The organism is Agromyces sp. NPDC058064, from assembly GCF_042885275.1.
Classification (GTDB): Bacteria; Actinomycetota; Actinomycetes; order Actinomycetales; family Microbacteriaceae; genus Agromyces.
The window spans coordinates 1-14597 of sequence record NZ_JBHVSE010000003.1 but is presented as its reverse complement, the minus strand read 5'-3'; the positions used below and the strand labels follow the sequence as shown (position 1 = coordinate 14597).

The 14597-nt window shown below is 74.5% G+C and carries 16 protein-coding genes; 6 read left to right on the top strand and 10 right to left on the bottom strand.

Annotated features, from left to right (window positions below; all coding sequences use genetic code 11):
• Positions 1–31 precede the first annotated feature (31 nt).
• Positions 32–1483: an Nramp family divalent metal transporter gene (locus tag ACFVSL_RS11740; protein ID WP_386941157.1), complete on the bottom strand. Its 1452-nt coding sequence runs from the start codon at positions 1481–1483 to the stop codon at positions 32–34.
• Positions 1484–1568: 85 nt separating this feature from the next.
• Here ACFVSL_RS11740 and ACFVSL_RS11735 point away from each other — a divergent pair, with 85 nt between their 5' ends.
• Positions 1569–1949, top strand: a complete 381-nt coding sequence (locus ACFVSL_RS11735; RefSeq protein WP_386941156.1) for a hypothetical protein — start codon at positions 1569–1571, stop codon at positions 1947–1949.
• An 85-nt stretch (positions 1950–2034) separates the two neighbouring features.
• On the top strand, positions 2035–2736 hold the full coding sequence (locus ACFVSL_RS11730) for a TrmH family RNA methyltransferase (RefSeq protein ID WP_386941155.1): 702 nt from the start codon (positions 2035–2037) through the stop codon (positions 2734–2736).
• Here ACFVSL_RS11730 and idi read toward each other — a convergent pair.
• From idi to ACFVSL_RS11685, 9 genes are read right to left on the bottom strand one after another with little or no spacing between them, the layout of a single operon-like run.
• Positions 2627–3229, bottom strand: a complete 603-nt coding sequence (gene idi, locus ACFVSL_RS11725) for an isopentenyl-diphosphate Delta-isomerase (RefSeq protein WP_386941154.1) — start codon at positions 3227–3229, stop codon at positions 2627–2629. The genes ACFVSL_RS11730 and idi overlap by 110 nt on opposite strands.
• Positions 3226–4629 carry an alkaline phosphatase family protein gene (locus tag ACFVSL_RS11720; protein ID WP_386941153.1) on the bottom strand — a complete coding sequence of 468 codons (1404 nt, stop codon included), beginning with the start codon at positions 4627–4629 and terminating at the stop codon, positions 3226–3228. The genes idi and ACFVSL_RS11720 overlap by 4 nt, the downstream gene beginning before the upstream one ends.
• Positions 4626–5867, bottom strand: coding sequence for a metabolite traffic protein EboE (gene eboE / locus ACFVSL_RS11715; protein ID WP_386941152.1), 1242 nt, complete (start codon positions 5865–5867; stop codon positions 4626–4628). Before eboE ends, ACFVSL_RS11720 begins: the two co-directional genes overlap by 4 nt.
• Positions 5867–6760 (bottom strand): TatD family hydrolase, encoded by an 894-nt coding sequence (locus tag ACFVSL_RS11710; protein WP_386941151.1) that lies wholly within the window; start codon positions 6758–6760, stop codon positions 5867–5869. Before ACFVSL_RS11710 ends, eboE begins: the two co-directional genes overlap by 1 nt.
• A 1-nt stretch (position 6761) precedes the next feature.
• Positions 6762–7424, bottom strand: a complete 663-nt coding sequence (locus ACFVSL_RS11705; protein ID WP_386941150.1) for an EboA domain-containing protein — start codon at positions 7422–7424, stop codon at positions 6762–6764.
• Complete coding sequence (locus tag ACFVSL_RS11700; RefSeq protein ID WP_386941149.1) at positions 7421–8278, bottom strand: sugar phosphate isomerase/epimerase family protein; 858 nt, start codon at positions 8276–8278, stop codon at positions 7421–7423. The genes ACFVSL_RS11705 and ACFVSL_RS11700 overlap by 4 nt, the downstream gene beginning before the upstream one ends.
• On the bottom strand, positions 8275–9159 hold the full coding sequence (locus ACFVSL_RS11695) for an SCO3242 family prenyltransferase (protein WP_386941148.1): 885 nt from the start codon (positions 9157–9159) through the stop codon (positions 8275–8277). Before ACFVSL_RS11695 ends, ACFVSL_RS11700 begins: the two co-directional genes overlap by 4 nt.
• The gene (locus tag ACFVSL_RS11690) at positions 9156–10466 is read right to left on the bottom strand and encodes an inositol-3-phosphate synthase (protein ID WP_386941147.1); all 1311 of its coding nucleotides are present in this window, start codon (positions 10464–10466) and stop codon (positions 9156–9158) included. The genes ACFVSL_RS11695 and ACFVSL_RS11690 overlap by 4 nt, the downstream gene beginning before the upstream one ends.
• 42 nt (positions 10467–10508) lie before the next feature.
• Positions 10509–11627 carry a polyprenyl synthetase family protein gene (locus ACFVSL_RS11685; protein ID WP_386941146.1) on the bottom strand — a complete coding sequence of 373 codons (1119 nt, stop codon included), beginning with the start codon at positions 11625–11627 and terminating at the stop codon, positions 10509–10511.
• 271 nt (positions 11628–11898) lie between these two features.
• Between ACFVSL_RS11685 and ACFVSL_RS11680 the strand changes: the two genes are divergently transcribed.
• The 4 genes from ACFVSL_RS11680 (at position 11899) to ACFVSL_RS11665 (ending at position 14503) form a co-directional block, all read left to right on the top strand.
• Positions 11899–12534: an MSMEG_1061 family FMN-dependent PPOX-type flavoprotein gene (locus ACFVSL_RS11680; protein ID WP_386941145.1), complete on the top strand. Its 636-nt coding sequence runs from the start codon at positions 11899–11901 to the stop codon at positions 12532–12534.
• Positions 12535–12537: 3 nt separating this feature from the next.
• Positions 12538–13542, top strand: a complete 1005-nt coding sequence (locus tag ACFVSL_RS11675; protein ID WP_386941144.1) for a magnesium and cobalt transport protein CorA — start codon at positions 12538–12540, stop codon at positions 13540–13542.
• 98 nt (positions 13543–13640) lie between these two features.
• Positions 13641–14009: a nuclear transport factor 2 family protein gene (locus tag ACFVSL_RS11670; protein WP_386941143.1), complete on the top strand. Its 369-nt coding sequence runs from the start codon at positions 13641–13643 to the stop codon at positions 14007–14009.
• A 149-nt stretch (positions 14010–14158) separates the two neighbouring features.
• Positions 14159–14503: a hypothetical protein gene (locus ACFVSL_RS11665; RefSeq protein ID WP_386941142.1), complete on the top strand. Its 345-nt coding sequence runs from the start codon at positions 14159–14161 to the stop codon at positions 14501–14503.
• The last annotated feature ends 94 nt before the right edge of the window (positions 14504–14597 follow it).

Sequence of the window (14597 nt, the reverse complement as noted above, 5' to 3'; positions counted from 1 at the left end):
AGTTCTGCGGCAGTTCTGCGGCAGCGCCGTCTCACGCCCCCGTGAAGACGAGCCAGAGCAGCACGCCGTTGAGCGTGATGAGGAACACCGAGGCCGCGATGCCCGCCGCGGTCGTCGCCCAGTGATTGCGCCACCGCCCGAGCACGCCCGCCTTCGCCGTGAGCGCGACGAGCGGCACGAGCGCGAACGGGATGCCGAACGACAGCACCACCTGGCTGAGCACGAGCGAGAGCGTCGGGTCGAAGCCGAGCCAGAGGATCACGAGCGCCGGCACGAGCGTCACGAGCCGGCGCAGGATCAGGGGGACGCGCACGTGCAGCAGGCCGTACATGATCTCGGCACCCGCGTACGCGCCGACCGAGGTCGAGGCGAGCCCCGAGGCGAGGAGGCCGACGGCGAACAGGGTCGCGATGACGGGCCCGAGCGCCGTGCCGAGCGCGGCGTAGGCGCCCTCGAGGCTGTCGGTGCCCTCGACGCCCGCGAGGTTCACCGCCGCGAGCAGCAGGATGCAGAGGTTCACGGTGCCGGCGATGGCCATCGCGATCGACACGTCCCAGCGGGTGGCGCGCACGAGCACGTCGGTCGGCACGCGGGTCGCGGTGCCCGGGGCGAGCTCGGGCGCGGCGTCGGTGCCGCGACGCACGCCGAAGCCGTGCCAGGCTGCCGGACGCGGGCCTGCGGCGTCGGTGCCGCGGGCGGCGCCGGCAGCGACGCCGCCGAGCGGCGCGCGTGCGCTCCCCGCCTGCTCGCCGCGTCGCGTCGCGAAGCGGTCGCGCGAGAGCGCCGAGTGCGCGTAGATCGCGTGCGGCATGATCGTCGCCCCGAGAATGGATGCCGCGAGCAGCACCGAGTTCGCGTCGGCGAAGCGCGGCACGAGCCCGCCGAGGAGCCCGGCGGGGTCGGGCGGAGCGACGAAGACGCCGACGGTGAAGCCGATCGCGATGATCGCGAGCAGCCCGATGATGACGAACTCGAAGGTGCGGGGCCCCCGCCGCGACTGCAGCACGAGCAGGCCGATCGACACGGCGCCGGTGATGAGCCCGCCCCAGATGAGCGGCACCCCGAACAGCAGGTTGAGCGCGACGGCGCCGCCGATGACCTCGGCGAGGTCGGTCGCCATGGCGACGAGCTCGGCCTGGAGCCAGTACGCACGACGGCCCCAGCGGTTGCGGATGCGCCCGCCGAGCACCTCGGGGAGGCTGCGGCCCGTGACGATGCCGAGCTTCGCCGACAGGTACTGGATGAGCCAGGCCATCACGTTGCCGAGCACGACGACCCACACGAGCAGGTACCCGTACTGGGCTCCGGCGGTCATGTTGCTCGCGACGTTGCCCGGGTCGAGGTAGGCGACGCCGGCGACGAGCGCGGGGCCGATCAGCCAGGCGACCCGGGGCACCGAGGGGTCGCGCGGCCGCCGCGCGCCTGCCGCGGTCGTCACGGTGGCGTCGGGGGCATCGGTCTCGTCGTCGAGAGTTTTCGGCATACCGAAAAGGTATCAATATTTAGGTACGCCGAAAAGCCGTCGTCGCCGTATCGTTGTAGCAGGGGAGTGCATGATGCTGCGTCGATTGATCGGGCGAACCCGCTCGCGGGCCGAAGAGGCGCCGCCCGGAGCGGACGACGACCCCTACGCGCTCTACCTGCGATGGGTCGAGGCGGGCCGCCCGCCGATCGAGGAGGCCGAGTCGGCTGCGCGACCCGGGTTCGCCGGCGACCCCGAGGATCTCGCGATCGACGACGAGGCGGTCGACGATCCGGCCACGGCCGAGCCGCGCGCGGCGCCGACCGCCGCGGCTTCGGTGCGTGGCGGCGCCGCCGCATCGCCGGCGCGGGCCGCGACCGCCCCGACCGCCGCCGCGACGCCGAGCGCAGGGCACGTGAACGCCACCGGGGCCGCCGCCGCGATCACCCCGCCCCGGCGCGGGTTCTGGCCGTTCCGCCGACGCTGACGCCCGCGCGGCCGGCGCCGGCACCGCCGGGTCGGGGCGGACGCCCGACTCCGCGCCCGCGGCGCGCACGGGTAGCGTTGCGGGTGTGAGTGACGAGGTCGGCCCCGAGGCATCCGAACCCGAGGCGACCCTGCCGCAGCACGGCGTCGGGCCGTGGCCCGGCGGCGAGGCCGAGTGGCCCGACGACCCCCGCTACGATCCCGAGCTCCTCGCGGCGGGCGACACCCGCAACGTCATCGACCGCTACCGCTACTGGCGCATGGAGGCGATCGTCGCCGACCTCGACGAGCGGCGGCACGGCTTCCACGTCGCGATCGAGAACTGGCAGCACGACATGAACATCGGGTCGATCGTGCGCAGTGCGAACGCCTTCGCGGCCGACACGGTGCACATCATCGGGCGGCGCCGCTGGAACAAGCGCGGCGCGATGGTCACCGATCGCTACCAGCACGTGCAGTACCACGAGGACGTCGCGGCGTTCGCGCGCTGGGCGCACGAGGCATCCCTGCCCGTGATCGCCCTCGACAACCTCGAGGGCGCGGTGCCCATCGAGGCGTTCGCGTGGCCCGAGCGCTGCGTGCTGCTCTTCGGTCAGGAGGGGCCGGGGCTCTCGCCCGAGGCGGCCGAGGCCGCCGACGCCCTCGTCGAGATCACCCAGTACGGCTCGACGCGCTCGCTCAACGCGAGTGCGGCCGCCGCCATCGCGATGCACTCGTGGATCCTGTCGCATGCGGGGCCGAACCCCGGCGGCGGAGCTGCTCGGCCTGCAGCACGCTCCACGGACTGAGCAGGAACGGCGTGCGCTCGGCCGCCTCGAAGAAGGCGTCGGGCTCGACCCAGTCCCACGACACGACCTCGGCGGGGTCGGGGTGCAGCTCGACGGGGAGCTCCGCGAAGAAGACCGGGCAGAGCTCGTGCTCGACCATGCCGCCCGCGTCGACCGCACGGTAGCGGAAGTCGGGCAGGACGAGGCGGATGTCGCGGGCCTCGACGCCGAGCTCGGTGCGGACCCGCCGGGCGACCGCGTCGACCGGATCCTCGCCGGGGAGCGGGTGCCCGCAGCAGGCGTTCGTCCACACCCCGGGCCACGTCGCCTTCGAGAGCGCACGCCGGGTCAGCAGCATCCGGCCGCTCGCATCGAAGCCGTAGCACGAGAACGCGAGGTGCAACGGCGTGTCGGCGCCGTGCACGAGCGCCTTGTCGAAGGTGCCGATCGGCGTGCCCGCGTCGTCGACGAGCACGACCTGCTCGGCGGCGGTGCCGGCGAGCGCCCCCGTCACGGTGCGGCCGCCGGCTCGGGCACCCCGGCCGCCTCGAGCACGAGATCGCGCACCCGTGCCGCGGGCACGAGCTCGGGCGCAGCGCCCCAGAACGGCAGCCCGGGGTCGGAGCAGATGAGCAGGGGGGTGTCGGCGTCGGAGACCGGTAGGCGTCCGTGCGTGCCGCGCACGTACGAGGGGTCGAGCGGCACGACGTTCATCGCGTACCGCAACCCGAGCTTCTTGCGCACGAGCCCGAGCCCGGCGCGCAGCTTCGCGGCCGGGTCGGCGGGGTCGAAGAACAGCTCGGCGGGGTCGTACCCGGGCTTGCGGTGGATGTCGACGCCGCGGGCGAACTCGGGCGCCCGAGCGTCGTCGAGCCAGTAGTAGTACGTGAACCACGCACCGGGCTCGGCGACGACGACGAGCTCGCCCGACCGGGAGTGGTCGAGCCCGTAGCGGGCCTGGGCGGCGCGGTCGAGCACCTCGTCGACGCCGTCGAGGCCCGCGAGCAGCGCCCGCACCCGCGGGACGTCGGCCTCGTCGCGGACGTAGACGTGCGCGACCTGGTGGTCGGCGACGGCGAAGGCGCGCGAGGCCATCGGGTCGAGCAGTTCGCGGCCCTGCTGCTCGTGCACCTCGAGCAGGCCCGCTCGGCGGAGGGCCCGGTTCACGTCGACCGGCCGGTCGGCGGCGGCGATGCCGTACTCGGCGACCGCGACGACCGTGGCGCCGGCGGCGATCGCGTCGTCGAGCAGGGGGGCGAGCGTCGCATCGAGCTCGGCCGCGGCGCGGTCGGCCTCGGGCGAGTCGGGGCCGAAGCGCTGGAGGTCGTAGTCGAGGTGCGGGAGGTAGGCCATCACGAGATCGGACGACTCCTCGCGCAGCACCGATCGGGTGGCCTCGACGATCCACCGGGTCGACGCGATCGACGCGGTCGGCCCCCAGTACTGGAAGAGCGGGAAGTCGCCGAGCTCGCCGGTCAGGCGGTCGTGCAGCGCGGGCGGCCGGGTGTAGCAGTCGGGCGACTTGCGGCCGTCGGCGTGGTAGACGGGGCGCGGGGTGACGGTGAGGTCGGTGGTCGCCCCCATCGCGTACCACCAGCACACGTTCGCGGTCGTGAAACCCGGTTCGCGACGGCGGGCCGTCTCCCAGACCTTCTCGCCCTCGACGAGGGCGTTGTGCTGGCGCCAGAGGTTCACCTCGCCGATGTCGCGGTGGTACCAGCCGTTGCCGACGATGCCGTGCTGCGCGGGCGCGAGGCCCGTCAGCATCGTCGACTGCACGCTGCAGGTGACGGCGGGCAGCACGGTGCCCAGTCGTGCGGATGCCCCGCGGTCGGCCAGTGCGCGCAGCCTCGGCATCTTCGCGAGCGCCCGGGCGGTGAGGCCGACGACGTCGAGCAGCAGCACCCGGGTCATGACGCGATCCGTTCCGCCGGGGCCGTCGCCGTCGCCGTCGCGGTCGCCGGGTCCGGGTCCAGCTCGGCGACGGCCCACCGCAGCTCCGCGGCGATGCCCGCGGCCAGGTCGCCGGCTCCGCCCGGGAGCACCGACCACGTGTAGGTCTCGACGTCGAGATGGGTCTCGTCGCCCGGGAACAGCTCGCGCACCTCGGCCACCGCCCGGCGCAGCACCTCGGTGGTCGAGGTCAGCGGCGCAGCCGGTGCGAGGTGCAGGGGGACGTGGAAGTGGACCCGCCACGGACCGTCGGTCCGCAGCCGGTCGAGCGCCTCGGGCAGGTCGTCCATGCGCAGCACGGCGCCGTCGGCGGCGAGCGCACGGGTCTGGTGCAGGTAGCGCGGCTCGGCGAACTCCGCGAGCGCCGACCGCGCGGCCGGGTCGGACGGATCGTCGACGTGGAGTGCCGCGGAGGCCTGGATCTTCGGGATGCGCAGGCCGGCGCGCCGGACGCGCCGCACCGTCTCGACCGGGTCGGCGAAGGAGGCGGCGAGGTGGCAGGTGTCGAGGCAGATGCCGACGAACTCGGGGTCGATGCGCCCCGGGTCGCCCTGCTCGCCCCGGTCGCCCGGGCGGGCCCCGGGCAGTGCTCGGGCGTCGTCGAACGCGGACGCCGTGCCGAGCCTCGGGGTGAGCCAGTCGATCACGTCGTCGACCGTGTCGAGCACGCAGCCCGGCTCGGGCTCGATCGCGAGCCGCACCGTCCGGCCGGTGCGCTCCCTGAGCCCGCGCAGGCCCGACGACACCCGGGCGAGGGCGGCGGTCGCCGCGTCGTCCTCGGTCGCGGTCCACGGGAACCGCCAGCCCAGCGGCAGCGTCGAGAGGCTGCCGACGGCGCCGTCGGGCAGCAGCTCGGCGAGCACCTCGGCGCAGTCGAGGGTGTAGTCCGCCCGCCTCGGGTCCGTCCAGTCGGGCCGATAGACGTCGAGCTTCACGACCTCGGCGTGGAACGCGGTGTGCGGGAACGCGTTCACCGTGCGCACCTCGAGGCCCTCGGCCTCGAGCGCCGCCTTCAGCTGCGCGCGCGCGTCGGCGTCGCCCGCGAGGCGCCGCGCGAGCGGGGCCGGCAGCCACAGCCCGACGCCGAGCCGCTCGAGTCCGGCCGCCCGCCGTGCGGGCCCCGCGTAACGGGAGAGCTGGTCGAGCACGCCCTCGAGGTCCTCCGCGGGGTGGACGTTGGTGCAGTAGGAGAGCTCCATCAGACCCGCACCCCCCGCAGCACCGAGTTGCCCTCGAACGTCGTCGGCGCGAGCGGCTCGGATGCCGGGGCATCCGTCGCCTCGTCGAAGCCGGGTACCGGGTCGAGGTTCAGCCGGCCGCTCTGGCCGTAGAACTCGACCGGGTTGCGCCAGAGCACCCGGTCGACGTCGTCGTCGTCGAACCCGGCGTCGAGCATCGCCCGGGCCGTCGCGAGCGTCTTCAGCGGATCGGAGTGGCCCCAGTCGGCCGCGCTGTTCGCGAGCATGCGCTCGGTGCCGTACTCGCGGAGGATCGCGACGAAGCGATGCTCGTCCATCTTCGTGTCGGGGTAGATCGAGAAGCCCATCCAGCATCCGCTGTCGGCCACGTCGGCCACCGTGGTCTCGTTCAGGTGGTCGACGACCACGAGCCCGGGGGCGAGGCCCGACTCGCGCACGACGTCGAGGGTGCGCCGGGTCCCGGCGGCCTTGTCGCGGTGCGGGGTGTGCACGAGTGCGGGCAGGCGGTGCCGCAGCGCGAGCTCGAGGTGGCGGGCGAAGACCTCGTCCTCCTCGGGGGTCATCGAGTCGTAGCCGGTCTCGCCGACCGCGACCACGCCGTCCTTGGCGAGGTAGCGGGGGAGGACGTCGAGCACCTCGCGGCAGCGGGGGTCGTTCGCCTCCTTCGGGTTGAGGGCGATCGTGGCGTGATGGCGGATGCCGTACTGCGCCGCCCTGAACCGCTCCCAGCCGATCAGCGCGTCGAAGTAGTCGGTGAAGCTGCCGGCGCTCGTGCGCGGCTGCCCGAGCCAGAACGACGGCTCGACGAGCGCGCGCACGCCGGCGTCGTACATCGCGCGGTAGTCGGTCGTGGTCCGCGAGGTCATGTGGATGTGCGGGTCGAAGATGCGCATGTCAGTCCTCCTGGGCGTCGGCGGGGTCGCCGGGGTCGGCGGCTGCGGCCAGCCGGGTCATGTCGTCGGTCACGGCTCGGCCGGCCGCCCGTCGCTCGGCGACGAGCCCGGCGGCCATGCGGGCGAGCTCGGCGTCGGTGCGGAGCTCCAGCCCCGCGACCGCGTCGACGGGAACGCCCATGAACAGCGTCTTGAGCACGGCGTGCCGCCACGAGTGCTGGTCGAGGCGGCGTGCGGCGAACGGGCCGAGCGCCGCCGCGACGAGGCGGGGGTCGTTGCTGCGCAGCGCCTCGGCGACGAGGCGCAGGCCGGTCGAGACGACGGGATCGGCCGGCGCGCCGCCCGCGCTCGCCGCGACCAGTCCGGCGATCTCGGCGGCGCCGAGGCCCCTCAGGACGCCGCGCTGCTCGGCGTCGTCGCCGTAGCGGTACAGCTCGGCGAGCTCGGCCGCCGCCCGGTCCGCGGGCAGCGCCCGGATCAGCGCGACGACGAACCGCTCCCTGGCCCGGTCGTCGACGGTGCCGAGCCGGTACCCCTGCGGGTCGGCGGCGGGATCGATCGCCCCACGGCCGGCCTCGCGGCCGGCGGCGGGGAACAGCTCGGCGATGCGCGAGGGATCGGCGGAGATCGCCGCCTCGCCCGCGCTCACCCATTCGTCGTTCATCGTGCCTCCCATGCGTCGTGGATCGCGGTCATCGAGCGTGCGGCCGCCCCGGGCGCATCGTGCGAGTGCCGGGGCAGCTCGACGGCGGCGATCCCGCGGTAGTCGAGTTCGTCGAGGGTGCGCAGTGCCGCCGCGAGGTCGAGTGCGCCGTGGCCGAACTCGAGGTGCTCGTGGGCGGCGGGCAGCATGTCGTCGAGCTGCACGTTGCGCAGCAGGGCGCCAGCGGCCCGCAGTGCGCCGACCACCCCGTCGGGTTCGACGACCACGCAGTGGCCGAGGTCGACGGTGAGGCCGAGCGCCTCGGGATCGCCGAGGTCGGCGCGCAGGGCGAGCGCATCGGCGACGGTCTCGACGAGCATGCCCGGCTCGGGCTCGAAGGCGAGCGGCACCCCGGCCGCCGCGGCCTCGCCGACGATCGGGGCGAGGCGCTCGCGCAGCCGGTCCGCGGCGCGGTCGGCCGAGACGCCCTCGGGCAGCACGCCCGACCAGAGCGATACGCAGTCGGCGCCGAGCAGGCCGGCCAGCTCGATCGCGCGACGCAGGAAGTCCTCGCGGGAGGACGCGTCGTCGTCGAGCAGGGTCGGCCGGTGCTTCCGGAACGGGTCGAGGAGGTACCTCGTGCCGGTCTCGACGACGATCGGCCAGCCCAGTCCGTCGAGGCGATCGCGCAGGCGCGCGGCCGTGCGGGCGGCGTCGGACGCGAAGGGGTCGAGGTGCGGGTTGCCGAGGGTGAGCGCGAGACCCTCGTAGCCGAGCGCGTCGAGCACGGTCACGACGTCGTCGAGCGGGTGGTCGGCGAAGCCGTTCGTGCCGTAGCCGACCGCGAACCGGGCCCCGAACAGCGCGCGGCTCACGTCATGTCTCCCCGGCGGCGGCCCGCCCGGCCGGCCCGCCCTCGCAGGCGGATGACGGCGTGCACGGCCATGAGCCCGAGCGCGACGACCGGTGCGCCGCTGCGCGCGACGAGCGCCGCCTGGAGCGGCACCACCGCGCCGATGCCCGCGCGGGTCGCGTCGCGCACCCGCTCGGGCGAGGGGTCCTCGGCCGCGGCGAGTTGACCGGGCAGCGCCGCGGCGAGGTACGCGGCCGACCCGGCGGCGCCCGTGACCCGGGCGAGCGGTGTGCGCACGTCGGGGCTCGCCGAGTCGACGCCGGCGGCCGCCGCCCCCGTGGCGGCGAGGGCCAGCCCGATGTCGGCGCTCGAGCCGCCGTGCACCTCGCCGCGGGAGAGCGCGGTGACCCCGGCCGTGTGCGCGGCGATCGTGAGCGCTGCCGGCAGCGCGCGCGGCGAACCGCCCGCGCCCATGAGCACGTCGAGCCCGCGGCACACGGCCATCGCGAGCGGTCCGGCGGCGGTCGGCTTCGCGACGACGTCGTAGGCGACGACGGATGCCACGAGCGGCACCGCGACCGCGAGCGACCGCCGTCCGCCGCCGGCCGCGGCGAGCGCGAGCCCCACCGCACCGAGGCCGGCCGCGACGGCGAGCGCGCGTCGCGGGGTGACGCGCCCCGACGGGATCGGGCGCTCGGGTCGTTCGACCGCGTCGAGGTCGCGGTCGGCCCAGTCGTTGAGGGCCATCCCGCCGCTGTAGATGGCGACCGACGCGAGCGGGAGCAGCCAGCCCCGCCGCGAGAGGCCGCCCGCTGCGGTGCCGGCGCCGACCGCGGTGTCGCCGAGCACCGTGAGCGCAGCAGGTGCGCGCACGAGCTCGAGGACGTCGCGGACCGTCGTCACCGTTCGCCGCCCACGGGCATCGGCGACGCCGCCGCCGCGGGCACCGGGGCGCCCGCACCGGCGGGGGCGAACGACCGGTGCGACTCGGCGCCCGCGGCGAGCCGGCGCGACACGTCGTCGGCCCAGGACCGCAGCGCGGCGGTCTGGTCGGCGAAGGCGTGCACCTCGCTGCCCCACGGGTCCTTGAAGAAGGAACCCAGCGCGGGGACGACTCCGCGGACGCCGGCCGCGCCGGCCAGCGACAGCAGCCGGGCGAGGTCGATCACGAGGGGGGCCGCCAGCATCGAGTCGTACGCGCTCCACGTGGTCTGCAGCGTGATGCGCGACGACAGGAACCCCTCGGCGTGCACGTGGTCCCACGCGGTCTTGACGTCGCCGAGGTCGGGCACGTTGTCGATGTGCAGCGGGGCGACGACGTGCTCGCCGACGAGGCTGCGCAGCCCGCGCGTCTTCGAGACGAGCTTGCTCTGCACCGCTGCGGGGTCGGCGAGGGTGCGCCCGTCGCCGCCGCCGAGCAGGTTCGTGCCCGACCACGACAGCACCCGCATGCCCCGCTCGGTGAACATCGGGCCGAGCACGGTGCGCAGCAGGGTCTCGCCGGTCTTGCCGTCCTGCCCGGCGTACGCGATGCGCGGCTCGGCGATCGCGCGGAGCACGGGCAGGCCGAGCCCGGCCGACGGGGTGAAGCAGGCGTAGGCGGCACCCGCCTCGACGGCCGCGAGCGCCGCGACCGAGCTGGGCGGCAGTGGCGCGAGGCCCGGGTCCGCGAGGGCGGCGGTGAGCGCCGCGGCGTCGTGGAACTCGGGGCGGTCGTCGGGGAGCGCCTCGGTGGACGAGACGTCGATCACGGTGACGTGCGCGAGTCCGTGGCGCTCGCGGAACCGGACGATGTCGCTCGCGAGTCGCTGCACCGAGTCGGCCTGGCCGCCCTCGTGCGTCGCCGGGTCGTGGCCCGGGCGGATCTCGGCGTCGGTCGCGGCGAGCTGCTCGCGCACCGCGGCGACGATCGCCTGCGGCAGCATGCCCGAGCCGGCGAGCGCCTCGGCGCGTTCGACGAGCGGCGTCGGGCTCACGTCGTGCCCGCCGATCACGATCTGGTCGAACCCGGGCAGCGGAACGCCGACGAGCGCCGGTCCCTCGGTGGTGCAACCGGTCGGCGGCGCGATCCCGGCGGCGACGGCGTGCACGCCCACGGCGACGGTGGTGCCGACCGAGCCCCGGGCGCCGTTGAGCCAGAGGCCCACGCGGCCCCCGCTCCAGGTCGCGCCCGTCGCTGCGGCGGCGTGCTCGGCGGTGTTCGGCTCCATGTCGGTCTCCTTCGAACGGGTCTGGGTCGGTCAGTCGGTCGGTCAGTGGTCGCGGCGGCGCAGCGCGCCCGCGAGCAGGGCGAGGTGGTCGGCCAGCTCGACGGGCAGCCCGGTGCGCGCCTCGTTCAGGCCGCGGTCGAGGTGGGTCTCGATGAGCCCGTGCACCGCGGCGCGCGCCCCGGTCGCCGTGACGATCTCGCGCACGCGCCGGGCGTCGGCCTCGGTCGCGTCGGGAGCGCCGAGCACCCGGGCGATGAACTCCCGGTCGTCGCCGCCTGACCACTCGAGCGCGAGGCGGACGTGCTCGGTGCGCTTGCCGTCGCGCAGGTCGGACAGGGTCGACTTGCCCGTCGTGGCCGGATCGCCGAACAGCCCGAGGTCGTCGTCGCCCAGCTGGTACGCGATGCCGAGCGCCGTGCCCGTGCGCTCGATCGACCGTGCGGTCGACGCGTCGTCGGCGCCCGCGGCGATCGCACCGAGGAGCAGGGGCAGCGTGACGCTGTACGAGGCGGTCTTCAGCGTCGCGATCAGGAGCGGGGCGCTCAGCTCGGGTGCGAGCGTCTCGGCGCGCACGTCGAGCAGCTCGCCGGCGATCGCCCGCTCGACCGCGGTGAGGGCGGCGGCGGCGAGGCCGAGGCGCACCGATTCGGCCGCGGGGGCGCCCACGAGCGCCAGCACGGCCGCGTTGAGGGCGAGGTCCCCGGCGAGCAGGGCGGATGCCTCGCCCCGCCGCGCGGCCGCCGCGGGGCCGAGCCCCTCGGCCTGCGAGGCCGACACGGTCAGGCCGACGACGTTCGGGCGCCCGTGGCGCACGAGGTCGCCGTCGATGAGGTCGTCGTGGATGCAGAGGGCGAGATGCACGAGCTGCTGGGCGGCGGCGACGCGGCGGAGCAGCGCGGGGTCGTCGCCCCCGTGCGCGAGGTACGATGCGGCGACCAGCCCCGGGCGCAGGTGCTTGCCCCCGTCGGCGGCCCGCGCGGCGGCCACGAGCTCTGCGGCCTCGGGCCCGGCGGCCTCGAGCCGCGCGTCGACCTCGTGCCACACCGCGGCGGTGAGCAGCGCGGGGTCGCCGAGCGCGTCGCGGAGGCGATCGCCGAACGCGCCGTCGGTCGCCGGGGAGGGCACGCCGGTGCGGGCGGTCGCGGTGGGCGCAGTGAGCATGCTGACCTCCGTCATCGTCGACCGGGTGCGAGCGCCGACGCTCGTCGGAGCAGGTCGGAACCCCTCGCGAACCCGATGTCGAATCGAATCGGATCTGCCGACGGCGACCGTGAATTGCACGCTACTTCGATAAAAGTCTGCTGTCAATGATCGACATTTGGATGTCGATCATGCAAAAGTTGACGATGTCGCGCCGGCGCCGAACGGGCGCTCGGCCGGCGCCCGGGCCGGCGCGCGGGCTCGTCCGGGCCCCCGGGGTAGCGTGGCGGTCATGGTCGAAGCGAACGCCCGCGGCATCCCCGTCACCACGCTCGACGAGCTCGAGGCGATCGTCGGCGCGCCGCTGCCGACCGCCGCGAACAAGACGCGCGACCGGCTGCACGAGGTCGACATCGCCTGGCTCGCCGCCGCCCCCCTCGCCTTCGTCGCGACGAGCGACGAGCTGGGCAACCTCGACGTCTCGCCGAAGGGCGACCCCTCGGGGTTCGCCGTGGTGCTCGACGAGCGCACCATCGCGGTGCCCGAGCGCGTCGGCAACCGGCGCGTCGACGGGTTCCGCAACCTGCTGCGGAACCCGCACGTCGGGCTGCTCTTCGCGATCCCCGGGCGCGGCGACACCCTGCGCGTCAACGGCAGGGCGACGATCGTGCGCGATGCGCCGTACTTCGACGACGGGGTCGTGCGCGGCAACCGGCCCATCCTCGCGATCGAGGTCGACATCGACGAGGTCTTCTTCCACTGCTCGAAGGCGTTCCTGCGCTCGAAGGCCTGGCAGCCCGACACCTGGGCTCCCGACGCCGCACCACGGCGCGCGGTCATCTCGAAGGCGGTCGAGCGTCAGGGCGACTCGCTCGAGGAGCTCGACGCCTACTACGGCCCGAGCTACGCCGACCGCATCTACGGTTGACCCATGCCGGTCATCGACAATGCGATCTACGTCGACGGCCGGCGGGCCGCCTCGCCCGCCGCGCTCGCCGACACCTTCGAGGCCCTCGAGCGGCATGCCGGCGGGTTCGCCTGGATCGGCCTGTACCGTCCCGACGCGGCCGAGCTCGGCGTCGTCGCCGAGGAGTTCGGACTCCACGAGCTCGCCGTCGAAGACGCGCTCAGCGGGCATCAGCGCGCGAAGCTCGAGCGCTACGGCACGACGCAATTCGTGGTCCTGCGTCCCGCCCGCTACCTCGATGCCGAGGAGCGGGTCGAGTTCGGCGAGGTCCACCTCTTCGTCGGCGGCGACTTCGTGGTCGCGATCCGCCACGCCGAGAAGCCCGACCTCGGTCGCGTGCGTGCCCGGCTGGAGGCCGAGCCCGAACTGCTCGCCCGCGGCCCGATCGGCGTGCTCTACGCGGTGGTCGACCAGATCGTCGACGAGTACGCCCCGGTCGTCGCGGGCCTCGAGAACGACATCGACGAGATCGAGGAGCAGCTCTTCAGCGGCGACGACGCGGTCGCGAAGCGCATCTACGACCTCTCGGGCGAGGTCATGGAGTTCCAGCGCGCGGTGAAGCCGCTGCGCGACATGGTCGAGACGATCCGCGGCGAGCTGCACGACGACGCGGGCGACCCCGAGCTCGAGCTCCGACGCGGATTCCGGGACGTCCTCGATCACGTCATCCGCATCACCGAGCGCGCGGAGGAGTACCGGCAGACCCTGCAGAACGCCTTGAGCGTGCACGCGACGCTCGTCGCACAGCGGCAGAACGAGGCGAGCATCGCGCAGAGCGAGCAGACCAAGAAGATCTCGAGCTGGGCGGCGATCTTCTTCGCGCCGTCGCTCGTCGCGGGCATCTACGGCATGAACTTCCACAACATGCCCGAGCTCGGCTGGAGCGCGGGCTACCCGTTCGCCATCCTGCTCATGTTCGTCTCCGGCTTCATCCTGTATCTGATCTTCAAGTCGAAGCACTGGTTGTGATCGCCGGATGCCCCGGGGCGCCCCGCGGCGGCGGCCACTCGTCCGGCATCCCGAACGCGGCCCTTCCCGAGTCATCCGATCGCGATTAGCGTTGGGTCATGACCGCGATCACCGATGATCTGCCCGCCCGTCTGCTGCACGAGGAGCACGCCGGGTGGCGTGCGATCGTCGAGGGCCGCGGGGGCGAGCACTACCAGCGTGCGATGACCCGTGACGCGCTCATGGTCGTCGAAGGGGCCGTCCTCGGCCGCGACGAGATCCTCGCGGCATTCCGCAGCACGCCCCCGTGGGACGCGTACGAGCTGCACGAGCCGGCCGTCATCCGGCTCGGCGATCGCGCCGGGGTCGTCGTCTACCGCGCGGTCGCGCGACGCGGCGACGACGAGGTGAACCTCCGCATGTCGACCACGTACCTCTACGACGACGGCGCCTGGCACGTCGCGGCGCACCAGCAGACGCCCGCCTGACCCGTCCCCCGTTCCGGGGGTCGACCTGACCGGCGTCGCCGGTGATCACGGGGATGCCGCGTGCTCGCTGTACCCCGTTCTCGGGATTGCCGCTCGCGCCGGGTCGGAGTTGGCTTGGCGTCGAATCGAGTCAGAGGGGAGACTCCGCCATGTCAACCGCACTTTCGCGCCGGCTCGTCGCCGGCGCTGCCGCCCTGCCGTTCATCGCCGTGAGCGTGCTGGGGGCCGGCGTCGCCGCGAACGCGAGCGCGCCGGTCGGCGGCGACCACCGCGTGCCGTACTGCCATGCCACGCACAGCGCCAAGAACCCGTTCGTGTACATCGAGACCGACAAGCTCGCCGTGGTGAAGGCGCATGCCAAGCACCAGGACGAAGAGGACGTCTACCCGGGCTTCTGGTACGACGACCACGGCACGCCCACCTGGTTCGAGGGGCGCGGCGATCCCGACTTCGCCGAGAACGGCTGCGTGGAGGACGAGCGCCCGCCGCAGTGACGCCCGCCGCAGCGACGCCCGCCGCAGCGACGCCCCAGGGCCGGCCGGGGGCCCCCCCCCGCCCTGCGGGGGGCGGGGGGGGGGGGGCCCCCCC